The organism is Gulosibacter chungangensis, from assembly GCF_008831155.1.
GTDB lineage: Bacteria > Actinomycetota > Actinomycetes > Actinomycetales > Microbacteriaceae > Gulosibacter > Gulosibacter chungangensis.
In genome coordinates, this window is sequence record NZ_WBKB01000005.1 from 45,012 (window position 1) to 62,417 (window position 17,406).

15 protein-coding genes are annotated in these 17,406 nt (G+C 63.4%); 9 read left to right on the forward strand and 6 right to left on the reverse strand.

Going from position 1 to position 17,406, the window contains the following annotated elements; translation table 11 throughout:
* Nucleotides 1-36: 36 nt before the first annotated feature.
* Entirely contained in the window at nucleotides 37-750 is a 714-nt protein-coding gene (locus F8O05_RS08840; RefSeq protein WP_158052374.1) for a TetR/AcrR family transcriptional regulator, read from the reverse strand.
* A gap of 77 nt (nucleotides 751-827) precedes the next feature.
* Between F8O05_RS08840 and F8O05_RS08845 the strand changes: the two genes are divergently transcribed.
* Genes F8O05_RS08845 through F8O05_RS08855 form a run of 3 tightly spaced genes read left to right on the forward strand, consistent with a single transcriptional unit; the run spans nucleotide 828 to nucleotide 4,301 of the window.
* Entirely contained in the window at nucleotides 828-1,895 is a 1,068-nt protein-coding gene (locus F8O05_RS08845) for an ABC transporter ATP-binding protein (protein ID WP_192497107.1), read from the forward strand.
* A complete protein-coding gene (locus F8O05_RS08850) occupies nucleotides 1,870-3,258 on the forward strand; it encodes an ABC transporter ATP-binding protein (protein WP_158052376.1) in 1,389 nt (462 codons plus the stop codon). The genes F8O05_RS08845 and F8O05_RS08850 overlap by 26 nt, the downstream gene beginning before the upstream one ends.
* Nucleotides 3,255-4,301: an MFS transporter gene (locus tag F8O05_RS08855; protein ID WP_158052377.1), complete on the forward strand. Its 1,047-nt coding sequence runs from the start codon at nucleotides 3,255-3,257 to the stop codon at nucleotides 4,299-4,301. Before F8O05_RS08850 ends, F8O05_RS08855 begins: the two co-directional genes overlap by 4 nt.
* Here F8O05_RS08855 and F8O05_RS08860 read toward each other — a convergent pair.
* Together F8O05_RS08860 and F8O05_RS08865 are read right to left on the reverse strand one after the other, a co-directional pair.
* Complete coding sequence (locus F8O05_RS08860) at nucleotides 4,281-5,408, reverse strand: YeiH family protein (RefSeq protein WP_158052378.1); 1,128 nt, start codon at nucleotides 5,406-5,408, stop codon at nucleotides 4,281-4,283. The genes F8O05_RS08855 and F8O05_RS08860 overlap by 21 nt on opposite strands.
* Nucleotides 5,409-5,697: 289 nt before the next feature.
* A complete protein-coding gene (locus tag F8O05_RS08865) occupies nucleotides 5,698-7,554 on the reverse strand; it encodes an aminotransferase-like domain-containing protein (protein ID WP_158052379.1) in 1,857 nt (618 codons plus the stop codon).
* Between the two features lie 76 nt (nucleotides 7,555-7,630).
* Here F8O05_RS08865 and pdxS point away from each other — a divergent pair, with 76 nt between their 5' ends.
* Together pdxS and pdxT are read left to right on the forward strand one after the other, a co-directional pair.
* Nucleotides 7,631-8,569, forward strand: a complete 939-nt coding sequence (pdxS, locus tag F8O05_RS08870; protein ID WP_404811369.1) for a pyridoxal 5'-phosphate synthase lyase subunit PdxS — start codon at nucleotides 7,631-7,633, stop codon at nucleotides 8,567-8,569.
* Nucleotides 8,570-8,595: 26 nt separating this feature from the next.
* A complete protein-coding gene (pdxT, locus tag F8O05_RS08875; protein WP_158052381.1) occupies nucleotides 8,596-9,216 on the forward strand; it encodes a pyridoxal 5'-phosphate synthase glutaminase subunit PdxT in 621 nt (206 codons plus the stop codon).
* A gap of 6 nt (nucleotides 9,217-9,222) precedes the next feature.
* Here pdxT and F8O05_RS08880 read toward each other — a convergent pair whose 3' ends face one another.
* Both F8O05_RS08880 and F8O05_RS08885 read right to left on the reverse strand, forming a co-directional pair.
* Nucleotides 9,223-9,852, reverse strand: a complete 630-nt coding sequence (locus F8O05_RS08880) for a DUF2812 domain-containing protein (protein ID WP_158052382.1) — start codon at nucleotides 9,850-9,852, stop codon at nucleotides 9,223-9,225.
* The gene (locus F8O05_RS08885) at nucleotides 9,849-10,175 is read right to left on the reverse strand and encodes a PadR family transcriptional regulator (protein WP_158052383.1); all 327 of its coding nucleotides are present in this window, start codon (nucleotides 10,173-10,175) and stop codon (nucleotides 9,849-9,851) included. Before F8O05_RS08885 ends, F8O05_RS08880 begins: the two co-directional genes overlap by 4 nt.
* A gap of 152 nt (nucleotides 10,176-10,327) precedes the next feature.
* Between F8O05_RS08885 and F8O05_RS08890 the strand changes: the two genes are divergently transcribed.
* Both F8O05_RS08890 and F8O05_RS08895 read left to right on the forward strand, forming a co-directional pair.
* The gene (locus tag F8O05_RS08890; protein WP_158052384.1) at nucleotides 10,328-10,774 is read left to right on the forward strand and encodes a GNAT family N-acetyltransferase; all 447 of its coding nucleotides are present in this window, start codon (nucleotides 10,328-10,330) and stop codon (nucleotides 10,772-10,774) included.
* A gap of 169 nt (nucleotides 10,775-10,943) precedes the next feature.
* Nucleotides 10,944-11,492: an HdeD family acid-resistance protein gene (locus F8O05_RS08895; protein WP_158052385.1), complete on the forward strand. Its 549-nt coding sequence runs from the start codon at nucleotides 10,944-10,946 to the stop codon at nucleotides 11,490-11,492.
* 234 nt (nucleotides 11,493-11,726) lie between these two features.
* Here F8O05_RS08895 and F8O05_RS08900 read toward each other — a convergent pair whose 3' ends face one another.
* Complete coding sequence (locus tag F8O05_RS08900) at nucleotides 11,727-12,917, reverse strand: Gfo/Idh/MocA family protein (RefSeq protein WP_158052386.1); 1,191 nt, start codon at nucleotides 12,915-12,917, stop codon at nucleotides 11,727-11,729.
* A gap of 263 nt (nucleotides 12,918-13,180) precedes the next feature.
* Here F8O05_RS08900 and treS point away from each other — a divergent pair, with 263 nt between their 5' ends.
* Together treS and F8O05_RS08910 are read left to right on the forward strand one after the other, a co-directional pair.
* Nucleotides 13,181-15,505: a maltose alpha-D-glucosyltransferase gene (gene treS / locus F8O05_RS08905; RefSeq protein WP_158052387.1), complete on the forward strand. Its 2,325-nt coding sequence runs from the start codon at nucleotides 13,181-13,183 to the stop codon at nucleotides 15,503-15,505.
* A gap of 263 nt (nucleotides 15,506-15,768) precedes the next feature.
* Entirely contained in the window at nucleotides 15,769-17,208 is a 1,440-nt protein-coding gene (locus F8O05_RS08910; RefSeq protein WP_158052388.1) for an LLM class flavin-dependent oxidoreductase, read from the forward strand.
* Nucleotides 17,209-17,406 lie beyond the last annotated feature (198 nt).

A 17,406-nucleotide genomic window follows, 5' to 3' on the forward strand; every position in this document is an offset into this window, starting at 1 on the left:
GCTGGATGCGGGTCTGCGGGTCTGGGGGCTCCGAGTCTATGACGTCAGCAGCGCGGAGATCGCGGCGATGCGCATGTCCACCAGGCGCTCGAACATCGTGTCACTGTCGGGGGTCGGGAGTGTGGCCGCCTCGCGAGAGTGCGGAGCCGCCACGTCAGGGAGTGCCTCGAGCCAGATCCTTGGCACCGGCTGGGTGATTGCCTCGCGAACCGGCGCCGGGCTCGAGTCATAGCGGTAGTCGATCATCAACGTGAAGCTAAAGAGGTCGAGCAGGAAGCTGTTTCTTGCGGTGATGGCCTGCTCGAGGGTGAGCCCGAGGTCGACGAAAAACTGCAGCGTGTGCTCGGCTAGCAGGATGCGGCTCGGGTCGATTTCACCTGGCGTCACGGTCTCGTCGAGGGAGATGAGCGTGGCGCGCGGAAAGCGTCGGTAGGCTTCGCGGCCCTCGCGGTACGCGGTGCGGAGTGAGTCTTTCCAGTTGGTGGCATCGAGCTGCGGCGCCGGGATGGACTGCATGATCAGTGCGGCCACCCCGTCGACCACATCCTGCCTGCTGTCCACGTGGTTGTAGAGCGCTTTCGGGCTGACCTCGAAGTCTCGCGCGAGGCGGTTCATGGTCAGTGCCGGAAATCCTTCGGCGCCCGCGATCTCGAGGCCACGCTGCAAAATTGCCTCGAGGGTGAGGACGGCACCCTCGCTTCGCCGCGGTCGCCCGCGGCCCCTCGGCGCAGAGTTTGCGTTCTCGCTCATGCCTAGGAGTGTACGGCCCCTTCACTATAAATCCATAGCTATTGATTAAGTGACAGTCCGTGGCTAGATTCACTCAGGTGAGCCTTACTTCGCAGCAAACCCGCTCGATTTCCCTCGGAGCCGCGGTGCGCAACCACCGTCCGGCGCTGATCCTTTCCGCGGTCTTTTCGGCAATCGCGGCCGCCTGCTCCCTTGCGCCCTTCTTCGCGGTCTACGCGGTGACGGTGGCGCTGTTTATTGCGGAAGATGCATCCACCATCGCGATGATCGTGGGGCTGGCAGCCGCCGCACTCGTGCTGCGCGCCGTCGCGAGCGCGATATCTAGCCATGTCGGGCACGTTGCCGCCTATCGCATCCTGGAAGAGCTGCGACTCGGTATCGGCCAGAATCTGCAACACCTGCCGCTCGGGGCTGTGCAGGCCCGTTCGAGTGGGGAGATGAAGAAAATCCTGCACGATGACATCGAGCAGCTCGAAGAGGTGCTCGCCCACGGCATCCCGGACGGTGCTGCCGCGGTGTCCATGCCGATCGTGACGATATTGGCAATGTTCATTGTCGACTGGCGACTCGCGCTCTTGGCGCTCGGGGCGCTCGTACTGCTTGTCGTGGTCTCGGGGATTGGCATGACGCTCGCACAGAAGAACAATCGGGCGCTTGCCGAGCATTCGCTCGTGCTGAACCGAGCGGTGATGGGGTATCTGCACGGCATTCGGGTGATTCGTGCGTACCTGCGCGCCGATGCTGGCTTCGACCGGGCGAAGGATGCGGTGGTCACCGGCGCCGAGCTGCAAGACGCTGCGACCTCGGGCCCGCTGCGCTGGCTGGTTGCGGGGATGGGCGCGGCGATGGGGCTCGCGGTGCTCGTCGTTGTGCTCGCGGCCATCGGTGAGCTCCCCGGTCTGGCGCTGGATTCGGGCACAGTCTGGGGCATCACGGCACTCCTCGGCGCCGCACTGCTCGCGCGCGTGCTCGCGACGGCGTGGTCGAACCAACTCGTGTGGCACCTCGCCGCGCAATCGAAAGCTGACCTGCAGCTATCGATCCTCGATCGGCTCCGTCGCGTACCGCTCGGATTCTTCCAACGCTTTGATGCGGGCCGCGCGGGTGCGACGGTGACCAGTGACATCCCCATGCTCGATTTTTAGAAACATCCCACAGCAGATCGTCGGTTCCCTCATCCAACCCTTCTACGCGAGCATCATCCTGTTCATCATCGACTGGCGGCTCGCACTCGCGGCCATAATCGGGGTCCCGTTGTTTTGGGCCATCACGATCTGGACCGACCGGATCTACCAGCGCGTCTTTGCCGATCTTCACCGCGCTCGCAGCGAAGCCACGGCCGTGATGCTGCAACAGGCACGCGGCGCTGCCGTACTACGCGGAAACCCAGACTCCAAGGTCGCGCGCCGATACGACACCGCCATGCGCGGTCTTGCCGCAGCCAGTATCGCGATGTCTGTGAAGGGGACCCCAGCATCCGCCATCGGCGCGATCGTGGTGGAATCCGGGCAGGTGCTGCTGATTGCCGTTGGCGCAGCCCTCTATCTGGGCGGCAGCGTCAGCGCCGCGACACTGCTGATCTTCCTCTTCCTGTCCCTGACCTTCTACCAGCCAATCCAGGAGCTGAGCGGGCTCGCGGGCTACCGCCTGAATCAGCAGCAGATCGCCGCGAAAATTGGCGAAGTGTGGGACGCGCAGACGCTCAGCGAACCCGCACAGCCAGCCTCGCCGAGCGGCACCACAATCGAATTCGATCAGGTCCGCTTCGGCTGCGGCGAAGAAACGACCCTGCACGAGGTGTCGTTCCGTGCACAGGCCGGCGAACTCACGGCGCTCGTGGGGAAATCGGGTGCCGGAAAGACCATCATCGCGAGCCTCGTTGCGCGACTGTGGGATGTGGACTCCGGGGCGATCCGGATTGACGGCGCCGACGTGCGCGACCTCGGCAGCGCATCCGTCACCTCCCTCGTAACCGCCGTCTTTCAGGACGTGTACCTCTTCGACGACACGGTCCGTGCGAACCTCGCGCTCGGTCGCCCCGATGCCACCGATGCGGAAATTTGGGATGCGCTTGTCGCGGCGCAGTGCGATGACGTGGTGGCAGCGCTCCCGGAGGGGCTCGACACAGTGCTCACCGAGGGCGGCAGCGACCTCTCCGGCGGACAGCGGCAGCGACTATCGATCGCCCGAGCGCTCCTGAAGAACTCACCGATTCTGATTCTGGACGAAGCGGTTGCCGCCGTTGACCCGGGAACTGAGGATCGCATCCAAGCCGCCCTCTCGACCCTCCTTGCGGGGCGCACCGTGATCGTGATCGCGCACCGCCTGAGCGCCATCGCGAATGCCGATCGCATTGTCGTCGTCGACCGCGGCACCGTCGTCGGCTCCGGCGGGCACGACTCTCTGCTGCTGACCTGTGACGAATATCGCGTGCTTGCGGCCGTGCAGGGGCTCGAGCCCAATCAAAACCGCAGCAACAACGCCTTTGAGAAAGTAGACCAGCGATGACCGAATCCACTGCCGCAGCCACGCCCGTGGACCTCCCTGCCACGGCACACACTCCCGAACCCGGGCGAGCCCGTCGACTCGCGCTCGTTGCGGCGCTCTATTGCACGCAGAACCTCAGCCTCGGCTTCTACACCTATGCCTTCCTGACGATTGCGCAGGCCCGCGGGGTCGCGCTCGCGAGTATCGGTGCGGCTGCTGGTGTCGCGATGATCCTGACCCTGAAATTTCTGTGGGCGCCGCTGATTGACCGCTTCGGTTCCCGCAAACTCGGCCACTATCGGGGAGGGTTGATCGTGACGCAGAGGTTGCTCGGGCTCGGCATCGCCGCGCTTGCGCTCCTCGACCCAGCCGCAGACTTCGGGGTGATGCTCAGGATGTTCGCGGTGCTGTTCTTCCTCGCCGGCACGCAGGACATCGCCGCGGATGCGGCCGCCACTCGACTCCTCCGCCCCGAGGAGCGAGGTCTTGGCAACGGCTTCCAATCGGCAGGATCCTGCGTGGCCCAGGTAGTGGGCGGTGGTCTCGTGCTGGTCGTGTATGGCTTCGCGGGGTGGCAGGCCGCCGCGCTGATGCTCGCCGTGTTTAGCCTCTTGCCACTGCCGCTCATCCTCGCTTGGCGAGAGTCGGCAACCACACAGTCGCAACCTGTGCCGCACATTACCCTGCGCTCGACTCTGGCCTTCTTCGCGCGCCCGGCGGTGCGGTTGTGGTGCTTCGTGCTGCTGCCCGCGTACACGGTGGGATTCACGATCGCCTACACGGTCGGCTTCACGATCGTGTTCACCATTTCGATGGACCTCACCCGTCCCGAAAGTGCGGGCACGGACTTCACCTTCTTCACTACGGTCACTTCGATTCTGATGGTGATCGCGGCCGGGCTTGGCCTCGTCACGGCGGATGCATTCGGTTTCGTTGCCGTGGTCTTGGTCGCAGGAGTGCTTGCTCTCGTGGGTCTTGTGATCACCGTGCTACGGATCGGCCGGGTGCTGGCCGCTCCCGCGCGAGCACAGAACCTCCAGAATTCAGCCCAAGTAACCGAGTAGCGCCATCATCCCGAGCGTCGACCCCATCACGAGCATGGACAGAATTGCGCCGAGTAATAGCGGCCGAAAACCGGTGCTGCGGATTGCCTTGAGATCGGTGGAAAGCCCGATACCGGCGAGCGCCATCGCAACCAGGAAGACACTGACATGGCCCAGCGCATCCTGCACGACCGGCGAGATGACGCCGGTTGAGGTGACGGCCGCGACGAGCAAGAAACCGACGAGGAACCAGGGGATGAGTTTGATAGCTCGGCCGAAGGTGAGTCGCTCGGAACCTGCGGTACGACGAGCTTCCACGACCGCGAGGGTGAGGCTCACCGGCACGATCATCAGCGTGCGCACGAGCTTCACCGTCACAGCGAACCCGAGCGCGGCGGTGCTGAACACGCTCGTGGATGCGACCACGGAGCTCGTGTCATTCACCGCTGTGCCCGCAAAAAGGCCGAAGGCGTGTGGTGACATTCCGAGGGCATGGCCGATGAATGGGAAGGCCAGCACCGCGAGGATATTAAAGAGGAACACCGTCGAGATCGCGTAGGACACGTCGGAATTGCGCGCGTGAATGACGGGTGAGACTGCCGCGATCGCGGAGGCCCCGCAGATACCGGTACCCACGCCGATCAGCGTGCGAATATCGCGCTCAATTTTTAGTGCTCGCCCGATGAAATACGCGGCGGTAAGGCACACCGCGAGTGAAGTCAGCATGACCGGCAGCGATTCTGTGCCGACCGTGAGGATGCTCGCGAGCGAGAGCTGCGACCCCAGAAGCACGACCGCGAGCTGCAGCACGGTCTTGCTCGAAAAGCGGATGCCCGGAGTGGCCCAGCGGGGTAGCGACCTGGTGAGGCTGATCAGGATACCGATCAACACCGCAGGAATCGCAGAACCGAGTACCGGCACAAGTGTGCCGATCACCGTGGCGGCTGCCGCAATAGTTGCGCAGATTAGCAGGCCCGGAACCCAGCGCGCCGCGCGGACGAAGCCTCGGTTATAGGGCTTCCGTGATATGCGGACGAAGGCGCGGTCAATGGACTTCTGCGGTGCGCGGACAACGCAGAGATCATGGGGTTTGCGTGTTGCGCGGGTTGTGGCGGTCCTGTCTTGCATGTTGGCAAGTCTGCGCCGGTCCGAAACTGGCCGGTAGAGAGCAATTTATTGCATGGCTACAAACACAGGTTGTAGCCTCTGCCACGGTTTTGGCTGACACCGCCCGAGTGGAGGCCGGAGCGTATGTCAGAAAAGTGCACGCTACGCGCGACACGCCTACGACACGCCGCGGGAAGTCTCCGCCCGTGCACTTTTCCGACGCGGTCCGATGGCACTGGTTCGCGTCCACCTTTTCTTGACAGGGGTCGGTGGGCAGGGTTTCCCGTGCACATTGCTGGCGGGTGGTGGGTCAGGCGCCGAGGGCTTGTCGGAGTCGGGTGAGTCCTTCGTGGAGCGCACTTTCGCTGAGGTGCGCGTAGCCGATCACAATGCTGCTGGCGCTGGGTGTGGGTGTGGATGTCCCGGTGCCGGTAGCTGTGGCGATGGGGGCGCCGGTGGCAGCAGCTGGGGCAGCTGTGTCGGCGGCAGCGGTAGCGCCGGAGGCCGATTCGGATGCGGGGCCCGCCGCATCCGGGCTGCGCCAGTAGTCGGCGCCGGGCGAGACCAATACTCCCGCAGCCTCACAAGCCGCAAGCAGTTCAGCCTCGGGTCGATCGCTGCGCACAACGGCATGCAGGCCCCCGTCCATCGGCGCCACGGTGACCCCTTCGAGATCTCCGATTGCTTCAAGAACGAGACCGCGGCGTTGCCGATAGGTCCGACGCATCCTGGCTGTGTGCCGACGCAGCTCACCCGACTCGAGGTACTCCGCAAATGCGTGCTGCACGACGGCGGACACTGGTGTTCCCAAGTCACGCCGCGTCGCCAGGAGTCGTTCGCGAATACGATCCGGAACGCACAGCATCCCGATGCCCAAGGCTGGCGCCACGGTTGTCGAGAAGGTGCCGAGCAATGCGACATGCCCCTCGGTCGGCTCATCGAGCGCGGTGAGTGTAGGCAGTGGCTGCCCCACGTAGCGCAGCTCGGAGTCGTAGTCATCCTCGACGATAAAGGCTTCCTCTCGCCTCGCCCACTCGAGGAACTCGAGCCTTCGGTCAATCGGCAGGGAACCACCAAGCGGATACTGGTGACTCGGGGTCACAATCGCCAGGTCCGGTCGATTGGCGCCAGTGGGCAGGAGGTCGGTGCGCAGCCCTTCGCGGTCGACTTCGAGCGGCACGAGCGTGCATCCGAGGCGCGTGGCCGTGCGACGCAGGGACGGGTATCCCGGCGACTCGACTCCCACACGAATCTTCCTTGATCCACCAAGTTCCGAGGCCAGCGTCTCGATGATGAGCGCCAGGCCCTCGCGGCCACCGGCGGTAACGAGAAAGTGCGCCGGATCACGGGCCAGCCCGCGCATCCGCCGAAAATGGTCCGCGACATTCGCGAGGAATTTGGGGTCCCCCTCGGGTGGCAGCGACGTGAGTTCCGCATCCGCGGCGTTGCGCCACGCGCGCCGCCAAGCGGGGGTGTGCAGCCAGTCGGTTGCTGGGCGCCCCGGCAACATGTCGACCGGCGAGGGTGGATGCTGGTCTCGCCGCGGATCCGTATCTCGCGCCCGCGGGCGGAGTGTGTCGGGGCGCTGATGAGCGGAAAGTTTCGGTGCGGATGTGTCGCGGATCGCAGGTGCATCGGGACCGTGCCGTCGGGTGCTGGCGTTGGTGGATGCAGGGGAGGGCTGCGCACTCGTCGTCGAGGTAGAAATTGGCAGGGATTCACCCGCGGGATCGAAACGGATGACTCCTCGGCTTGGTTCTGAGCCGAAGTTCGAGCCAGCGGAAGAGCCGGGGCTAGCGCCTGAGCCTGTGCTGGGGCCAGAACCGGCCCGACCGCCTGGCCCGCCGGTGCCAGCCTGATCACCCCGCCCCGACGCATCCGGCCGCAGCGGGTGCGTCTGCCGTAGCCGCGAGTTGATCCGCGTTGCCGAGCCGCGCTCGCCAGACAGATATCCCTCCGCAGTGAGCTGTTCGTACGCAGAAACCACGGTGCCGCGGGACACCCCGAGCCGAGCGGCCCACGCTCGAGTCGAGGGAAGTTCATCCCCCGGCAGCAGCGCGCCGTCGTCGATGAGCTGTCGAACCGCGCGCGCAAGCTGCAATGGAAGCGAAAGGTGACTTGCCCGATCGAGTTCGATCGGGACCTCGGGAATGGAAGTGGACCGCACGCATCCAGTCTGGCACAAGTGGTCTATCAAAGTGGTTCAAAAGTGGCACTAGGAATAGTCCAATTTGCGGTCCAGGATGGTCGGCATGACCAATAACGAATCTTCAGCTCAGTCCGCCGCAACCTCGCAGACGGGCACCCCTCTCGTCAAGACTGGCCTCGCCGACATGCTCAAGGGCGGCGTAATCATGGACGTCGTCACCCCCGAACAGGCGCGCATCGCCGAAGATGCTGGCGCAGTGGCGGTGATGGCGCTTGAGCGCGTCCCCGCGGATATTCGTGCGCAGGGCGGCGTGGCTCGCATGAGCGACCCGGACCTGATCGATGGCATCATTGAGACCGTCTCGATTCCGGTAATGGCGAAGGCGCGCATTGGTCACTTCGTCGAGGCACAGATTTTGCAGGAACTCGGCGTGGACTACATCGACGAGTCCGAGGTGCTCAGCCCAGCTGACTACGTGAACCACATCGACAAGCACAGCTTCAAGGTGCCGTTTGTCTGCGGCGCAACGAACCTCGGTGAGGCGCTGCGTCGCATCACCGAAGGTGCCGCGATGATCCGCTCGAAGGGTGAAGCCGGTACCGGTGATGTCTCGGAGGCGATGAAGCACATCCGCACCATTCGCGGCGAAATCGCCCGTCTGCAGGCGCTCTACGCCGTCGAGCCGGACGCACTGTACGTTGCTGCAAAGGACCTCCAGGCGCCCTACGGCCTCGTCAAGCAGGTTGCCGAAACCGGTGAACTGCCGGTCGTGATGTTCGTTGCCGGTGGTGTCGCGACCCCCGCCGATGCAGCAATGATGATGCAGCTCGGCGCCGACGGTGTTTTCGTGGGCTCCGGCATCTTCAAGTCTGGTGACCCCGCCAAGCGCGCCGCCGCGATCGTCCGCGCCACCGCGCAGTACAACGACCCCGCCGCCATCGCCGACGCCTCGCGCGGCCTCGGTGAGGCAATGGTCGGCATCAACGTGGCTGACCTGCCTGCCCCGCACCGCCTCGCCGAGCGCGGATGGTAATCGCCGACCACAGCACTGGCGTGACGATGAACGAGAAAGGGGCGCCCGGCCTCCTCACCGGCGCGCCCCGAATCGGGATTCTCGGGCTGCAGGGTGGCGTGCGCGAGCACGCCACCCTGGTCGAGTCGCTCGACGCGCAGCCGGTGCAGATCCGTAAGCCCGCCGACCTGCTTGGCCCGGACGGGGCCCGGGTGGATGCGCTGATTCTGCCCGGTGGGGAATCCTCGGTGATCGACCGGCTGGCTCGCATGTTCGGGTTGGATGTGCCGCTCAAGGAACTCATTGGCCAAGGGCTTCCGACTCTCGGAACCTGCGCCGGACTCATCCTGCTCGCGAAAAACATTGAGAATCCCGCGCCTGGGCAGCAGTCGCTCGGAGTGCTTGATATCACCGTGAACCGAAATGCCTTCGGTCCGCAGGTCGAATCGGCCGAGGCTGACCTCGCGACCGAATGGGGTGCGATTCGCGCGGCGTTCATTCGTGCCCCGCAGATCGTCTCGGTCGACGGTGTGGATGCGCGGGTCATGGCTCGTTTCGGCGACGCGATCGTCGGGGTCGAACAGGGCAATGTCCTCGGCGTCTCATTCCATCCGGAACTCACAGGTGACACCGTGCTGCACCGGCGGCTCCTCGAATTGGTGGGGTAGGAGCGACTACGCGGCGGTAGTCGCCTCGCCGCGGGAGCACATCCAGAGGCGATATTGCTGCAGCATCTGCCAGGCGAGTATCAAGCTCAAAGCCGCGATAAGCCGCGGCGCGATATTGCGGAAGAAGACGAAGATGGATTCGAAGGCGAACGCGCCGACGAACTCCAAACCGCTCATTTCCCACAAGCCTGGCGTGCGATACCAATCTTCCGGTGGGACGCCCATCGCACCGGAGTAGATAAAGACGAACGTCGCGATGGCGAACACCAACAGTGCGGATGCCCGACCCGTGAGAGTTCGTCGGTAGCGCTGTGCTTTCGAGGCTTCGTCGGAAAATATCTCGAGGCTGGCGGACGGTTCAACCGCGGCGAAATACTGGGCGCCACTGTTCCGGCTGCCCGCCAAATGGCGCCAGCCGGAATCGGCAAAGAGGGTTACATAGTCGGTGAAGTCTTCGGCTCGCATTTCGGGTTGGTAGTCCACACGGATGCGGGCAGCGGCTTCCAGGGAAGCCGGGTTGATCTTCTCGAAGTGGTAGAAGATGCCAACCCGCGTGAGTAGGTTGCCCTCGCACGCCATCCGGTTTAGCCAGGCTTCCTCGCGGTCGAAATTGATGAATGAGCGGAACTTTTTCATGATGCGTCTCCCGTCTGGGTTGCGTTCGTGAAGGCATTGATGAGGTGCGCCATCCGTTGGGTGTCTGCCGAGAGCGCCTCGAATCCGCTCTTGGTAATTCGGTAGACCTTGCGTCGGGCATCCTCGCTCGGTGCTCGCTCAATGAGTCCCTGCTTGAGGAGATTGTCGAGCGCACCGTAGAGCGTGCCCGGTGCCATGCGCACCTGGCCGAGGCTTGCCTCTTCGACGCGGGACATGATCAGGTACCCGTGTGCCGGTTGCAGCAGTGCGAGCAGCACGTAGTAGGTCGTTTCGGTAAGGGGAAGGAGTGGGTGTCGCTTCATGGGGCACCTCCTTTTGTATCGGCCAACTGAATATGTAGTTCAACTGAATAGCCTGACGATAGTCAGTGCAACTGGATAGACCACGTTATTGGCTTAAACTCAGAATCTCTGAGACTGCAACACCCTCCATTGCCGATCCGAAGGACTTCGCAGTGCTGCTAATCCGCCCCGCCCGGGCATCCGATGCCGAGGTTGTGCTTAAGATCTTGACTGACTCGTTCACCCCGTACCTCGAGCGAATGGACCGCAAGCCCGCCCCGATGCTCGCGGACTATGCGTCCCATATCGCCGCGGGCGAGGTATGGGTCGCTGAGGCTGAAAGTCAGGTACTCGGGATGCTGGGGCTGATTCCCGAGGCGGATCACCTGCTGCTTGATGTGGTGGCAGTATCGCCGACTGTCCAGGGCCAGGGAAACGGCAAGCTGCTCCTCAAGTTCACTGATGAACATGCCCGGGCACTTGGGCTCGACGAAGTGCGGCTGTTCACCAACGAAGTGATGACTGAGAACCTCACGTACTATCCACGACACGGATTCGTCGAGACACATCGCGCGGTTGATGGTGAACACCGTCGGGACTTTTTCAGCAAGCGTTTGTGATGCCTCGGCTACGTTGCCTCGGGCGGATGCGAAGCTGGCAGTTTCGCAGTTGCAGAACTGCTGCGGGCAACGCGGTATTTCGCGCTTTGATCGGGTATAATTTCGAAGCAGCCGATGAATTGAGTCGGTTTTCCGCGCAACATATAAGCGCTTCGATGAAGGGGCCGAAATGTCCGTCGAATCCTCGACTGTAACCACCAAGAGCATCCGCACCGCGCTGGGAATCGGCGGCTTGCTGGCACTCATCCTCGGTATTCTGATCCTCGTTTGGCCGGGCAAAACCGCGATGGTGGTCGCCGCGATGATCGCGGTCTACGCAATCATCACCGGTATCGCCTATGTGGTCATCTCTTTCCGGGCGAAATCCAAGGGCGGCTTCGCGCGGGTTGGACATTTCCTCCTCGGACTCCTATTTCTCGTCGCGGGTATCTTCGCCTTCGTGAACCTCGGCGCCACCACGGTGTGGCTCGCGGCGATGCTCGGGATCATGGTCGGCATTATGTGGATCGTTGAAGGGGTAGTGGCGCTATCCACCCTCTCCGACGCGCCTTCCAAAGTGGTGACCGCCATATTCGCGGTGTTGAGCATCATCGCCGGTCTCATGCTGGTGTTCTCGCCGTACTACATCGTCGCCCTGTGGTGGATGCTCGGGATCTCGTTCGTGGTCCTCGGCATTCTGCAGATCTTCCGAGCCCTAAGATTCGGCCGCAGTCGCTAGTCGCTGCTAGTGGCTGCTAGTTCCGCAACCGCCCCCTCAACTCGCTCGTCACTGGATGCTGTGCCGACGGTGTTTTTCAGCATCCATCGACGAGTTAAGCGGGTGGTGTGGGGTGGATGCGGTGCGCGGGGCTCCGCTGCCCGGCGGCTTAACGCAAATCGGTCACTCGTTGTAGAACGAGTGACCGATTTGCTGAGTGCGTCGCCGTCGGTGTTGAAGCGACAGCGCTAGCGGTTACTTGCCGATCTTCACCGCGGCGCCGTTCTGGGCAGCCGACTGCGCGACCGCGTCGAGGAGCTGCATGTTCCGCAGACCGTAAGCGAGGCTCGGCACGCGGGGGAGCGACTCCGACTCGGGGATACCGGCGACCTCTTCGAGGAACGCGCGTGCCTGGTAGACAAAACCGTCGTTCTGGCCGATGCCGACACCCGGTGCATCCATCGCGAGGCCGTCCTTCCAGTACGGGTGGCTCGGGCCGAGGATCACGGTGCGGAAACCGGCGTTCGCGAGATCGTCGTCGGCGAGGAAGACCGAGATTTCGCTGGGACGCTCGAAGTCATACTTCAGCGAGCCCTTCTCACCGTAGACCTCGAAGGACAGACCGTTCGGGTGACCAAGCGCGACGCGCGAGGCCTCGAAGGTGCCCGCGGTGCCGTTGGCGAACTGAACGCTGAAGGCGGCATAGTCGTCGTTCTCAACCGGCTCGCGCTCCTCCGACACCGCGCCGCGCTCGTGGCCGACGACGTTGCCGATGGGCTTCGGGCGGCTCTTAATGACGGTCGTCAGGGTGCCTCCGGAGACGCTTTCGACCTCGCCACCGAGCGCCTCGATGATGTAGGAGAGGTGGCTGGCGACGTCAGCGAGGGCGCCCGAGCCTGCCGGCCCCTTGTAGCGCCACACCATCGGTGCCTGCGGGTCTGCGGCGTACTCGGTGTGATAGCGACCGGATACGTGATAGATCTGGCCGAGACGCCCCGACTCAATGAGCTGCTTGGCGTAGGCGATACCGGGCTGGCGGAGGTAGGTCAGACCGACGCGTGCAATGGTGTCGGCGTTGTTAGCCGCGGCAACCATGGCCTCGGCGTCCTCGAGGGTGTCCGAGAGTGGCTTTTCGCACAGCACGTGCTTGCCAGCGGCGAGCAGACCCTCAACGATTTCGCGGTGCAAGCGGTTCGCGACGACGACACTCACGACGTCGATGTCCTCGGCCTCGGCGAGTGCCTGCCAGGTGGTGTCGTGGCGCTCAAAGCCGTAGCGCTTTGCGGTGGCTTCGGCGAGCGGTTCGTAGACATCAGCAATCGACACGAGACGAATCTCGGGAAGGGTGCTGTCGAAAACGGCGGATGCGGAGCGGTACGCGGCAGCGTGGGCCTTACCGGCCATGCCGGCGCCGATGACTGCGACTCCGATGCTCTTCGTGCTCATTGTGTCCTCCTAGACAGGTATTACCGGGGCCTAAACACGGCTCCGTTGCGGTGATGAGGTCGGATGGAATCGCGCCCCAATGCAGTCTAGCGTAGAGATGTAAATATGTCATGTCAAATGAAAGTTTTGGGCCCTTCCCCCGCATATTTACGGGGAAGGAGGCGATATGACAAATGTCGAAAAATGGGGTTTGGCTCAGGTGTGCGGATTGGAACGGTCCACCCTCAGTCACTCGTAAGGGATGCTTTTCGCATTACTCAGAGATGTACGAAGAAAGCTCTCGTACGCTGGCCGGGCGTCACAAATTTGCCGGGACCACATCTGGAGGTGCGAGCGTGGAATCTGATGCCAAAAACCCGACCGAAGGTAATGGGCGTGAAAAGCCACGGCGACGCAAGTGGTCAAGGCCGCGCGAAGGCCTCGGTGTCAGCCGCATCCAACACCACTTCGCCGACCCACTGAAGGCAGACGGCGGCAACCCCTCCTACGTCGAATGGCTGCGCAAACAATCGATGCTCGGCGATGCGAGCGTCATCGGCCGGGGTCTCGCCGGCCGCTCGAGCATGTGGCGGAACACCTACGCGATGCCCGACCCGCGTCGGGCGCTCGCGGCCGCATCCGTGTGGTTCACGACCTACCCCGCGGCCTTCATTACCCGCGAGAATGAATCTTTCCTCGCATCCATCGCCGACGAAGCCCTCTGGCAGGCCTTCGAGAAAATCGGGATTGGAGCGATTCACACCGGTCCCACCAAGCGTGCCGGCGGCATCGTCGGCTGGCAGTTCTCCCCGAGCGTGGACGGGCAATTCGACCGCATTAGTACGCGCATCGACGGCCAGTTCGGGAACGAAGCCGAATTTCAGCAGCTCGCCGATGTGGCCGAGCAATTCGGTGGCATCATCATCGACGATATCGTGCCCGGTCACACCGGAAAAGGCGCGGACTTCCGCCTCGCCGAAATCGCGTATAAGGACTATCCGGGGATCTACCACATGGTCGAGATTCCCGAAGAAGACTGGGATCTACTGCCGGAAGTTCCAGAAGGCGGCGACTCGGTGAACCTCAGCCCCGAAGCCGAGGTGCTGCTCACACAAAAGGGGCACATCATTGGCTCGCTGCAGCGGGTGATCTTCTATGAGCCGGGCGTGAAGGAGACCAACTGGAGCGCCACCCGCCCGGTCCTCGGTGTTGATGGCAAGGTCCGCCGCTGGGTCTACCTGCACTATTTCAAGGAGGGCCAGCCCACGCTGAACTGGCTCGACCCGACCTACTCGGCAATGCGGCTCGTCACCGGGGACGCGCTGCACTCGCTCGGCGATCTCGGGGCGAGTGCGCTGCGGCTCGACGCGAACGGGTTCCTCGCTGCCGAGCGCGGGCCGGATGGGCAACCTGCCTGGTCGGAAGGCCACCCGCTTTCGCACGCGGCGAACCAGTTCATCGCCAGCATGATCCGCAAGGTCGGTGGCTTCTCCTTCCAAGAGCTCAACCTCACGGTGGAAGATATTCGGGATGCGGGAATGGCCGGGGCAGACCTGTCTTACGACTTCATTACCCGGCCCGGCTACCAACACGCACTCCTCACCGGCGACACCGAATTCCTGCGCCTAACCCTGCGCACCTCACTCGAGTCGGGCATCCAACCCGTGAGCCTCATCCACGGCCTGCAAAACCACGACGAACTCACCTACGAACTCGTGCACTGGGAATCGCGGCACATGCATGACGAATACGAGTTCCGCGGCGAGGTTGTCACCGGGGCGCACCTGGCGAAAACCATTCGCAGGGAACTTCAAGAGGCGCTGCTCGGTCGCGATATCGACTTCAACCTCGTGTTCACCACCAACGGCATTGCCTGCACGATGGCCACCGTGGCCGCGGCCTCGCTCGGCGTGACTCGCCTCGAGCAGATTCAGGGTGAGGTGACGGATGCGGTCCGTCGCGCGCACCTGCTGCTCGCGGCCTATAACGCCTGGCAACCGGGCGCATTCGCGCTGTCGGCCTGGGATATGGTCGGCGCGCTGACCGTCCCGCAGGATGCCGTGGCCGAGTTAATCGCGGACGGTGACACTCGCTGGATCGAACGCGGGGGAGTGGACCTCATGGGCGTCAACTCGGAAGCGACCCACTCGCCGGCGGGGCTCCCGAAGGCGCCGTCGCTGTACGGGGCACTTCCCGAGCAACTCGATGATGAGGAATCCTTCGCTAGGAAGCTCAGTGAGCTGATCCGACTTCGGGATCGCTATCGCATCCCGTTTGCGACGCAGCTTGATGTGCCGAATGTGTCCGACCCGGCCCTGCTGGTGCTCGTGCACCGCCTCGATGACGGCGACCCGACGGCCACCGAAGCGCCCCTGCAGATCACGGTGTTGAACTTCGCGAACAGGCCCGTGGTCGGCACGATTCGCTCGGAACATTTGCCGCCCCGTCGGCTCGTGTCGAGCGCGGTCACCAAGGAGACCATCGGGCGAGTGGATGACCTGCAGAGCTTCCCCGTGAGCCTCGCGCCCCACGAATATCAGTTCTTCCTGGTCGGCAATGAGGACGTCCCCACCCAGGCGATTCCGATCGTGCCCTTGGACGCCGCCTGAGCCTCGCATCTCGCCCGCCTGGGCCATGTATCCCGCCCGCTTAAGCCGTGCATCCCACCCGCCTGAGCCACACATCCCGTCGCCTGAGCCACACATCCCGTCGCCTGAGCCTGTCGAAGGCAGCGTAATTATTACGTCCGATTGTGGTTTATGACGTTATGAGGCGCCCGGTCTTACGTTCCGAGCGGATGCACGCCAGACTTGCCGGGTACTGATCGAGGTCCGACGTCCGCCGGGCCGGGAACGGACGGAGCTAAACCCCCATGGCAAAACGCATCATCCTGAACGCCTTCGACATGACCTGTGTCTCGCACCAGTCTTCAGGAACGTGGCGTCACCCGGAAAGCCAGGCGCACCGCTACAAGGACCTCGAATACTGGACCGAGCTCGCGAAGACTCTCGAGCGCGGCAAATTCGACTCCATCTTCATTGCGGATGTGCTCGGTACCTACGATGTCTACCGCGGCACGGTTGCCTCGGCGCTGCGCGATGCTGACCAGACCCCGGTGAACGATCCGTTCTTCCAGGTTCCCGCGATGGCGGCCGTCACCAAGCACCTTGGCTTCGGTGTCACCTCGGCGACTACCTACGATCAGCCCTTCTATCTCGCACGCAAGTTCGCGACCCTTGACCACCTCACGAAGGGCCGAGTGGCCTGGAACGTGGTGTCCTCGTACCTCAACAGTGCCGCTGTGAACATGGGGTACGACAAGCAGCTCGCACACGGTGACCGTTACGAGATCGCGGATGAGTTCATCGATGTGACCTACAAGCTCTGGGAAGGTTCGTGGGAGGACGACGCGGTCGTCTTCGACAAGGAGCGGGGTGTCTACACCGACCCCACGAAAGTGCACCCGATTAACCACGAGGGCAAGTACTACAAGGTTCCCGGTATCGCGATCACCGAACCCTCGCCGCAGCGCACCCCGGTAATTTTCCAGGCCGGTGCTTCACCCCGCGGTCAGCAGTTTGCGGCCAAGCACGGTGAGGGCATCTTCATCTCGCCCGCGTCGGCTAAGGGTGCCCGCGTGGTGTCGGATGCGATCCGCGACCAGGCAGAGGCCGTCGGCCGCGCTCGCGAGGATGTGAAGATCTTCGCGCTCGTGACCGTGATCGTCGACGAAACCGACGAGAAGGCCCAGGCGAAGTTCCAGGACTACCTGAGCTATGCATCCCCCGAGGGTGTGCTCGCACTCTACGGCGGCTGGACGGGCCTCGACTTCTCGCAGTTCGCACCCGACCAGGAACTCGAAGCGGTGGACAACGACAGTCTCCGCTCGGTACTCGCTTCGCTCACGACCCTCGACCCGGACCGCAAGTGGACCGTGGATGACGTGGTCAAGCAGCGCGCAATCGGCGGCATGGGCCCGGTCATCGTCGGTAGCCCGACCACGGTTGCGGATGAACTCGAGCGCTGGGTCGACGAGGGTGGCATTGACGGCTTCAACTTCGCCTATGCAGTAACCCCGGGCAGCTTCGAAGACCTCGTCGAGTACGTGGTTCCGGAACTGCAGCGCCGCGGTCGCGCGCAGACCGAGTACACCGGTTCGACCCTGCGCGAGGCGCTCTACGGCGAGGGTCAGACCCGAGTGAAGGACACGCACCCGGCCGCACAGTACCGGGATGCGTACAAGAACGCGCCTTCCGCATTCGACGGCACCCTGCCCTCGCGCTTCGACCAAAGCGAACAGCTCGCGCACTAAGCGCACAAGGCGGCTTCGGACTGCTGCTGCCGGTTACTCGCTGGCGTTGCCGTTGCTCGCTGTTCGCGAGCCACTTTTTCCCGGATACCACCGAGGATGCAGTTGACTGCTTTCAGGAAAGTAGTCAACTAGATCCTCGGTGGTATTTCCGTATGCGGCGGTCGTCACAGTGTGACGTCACACTGTGACGCTCGCGTT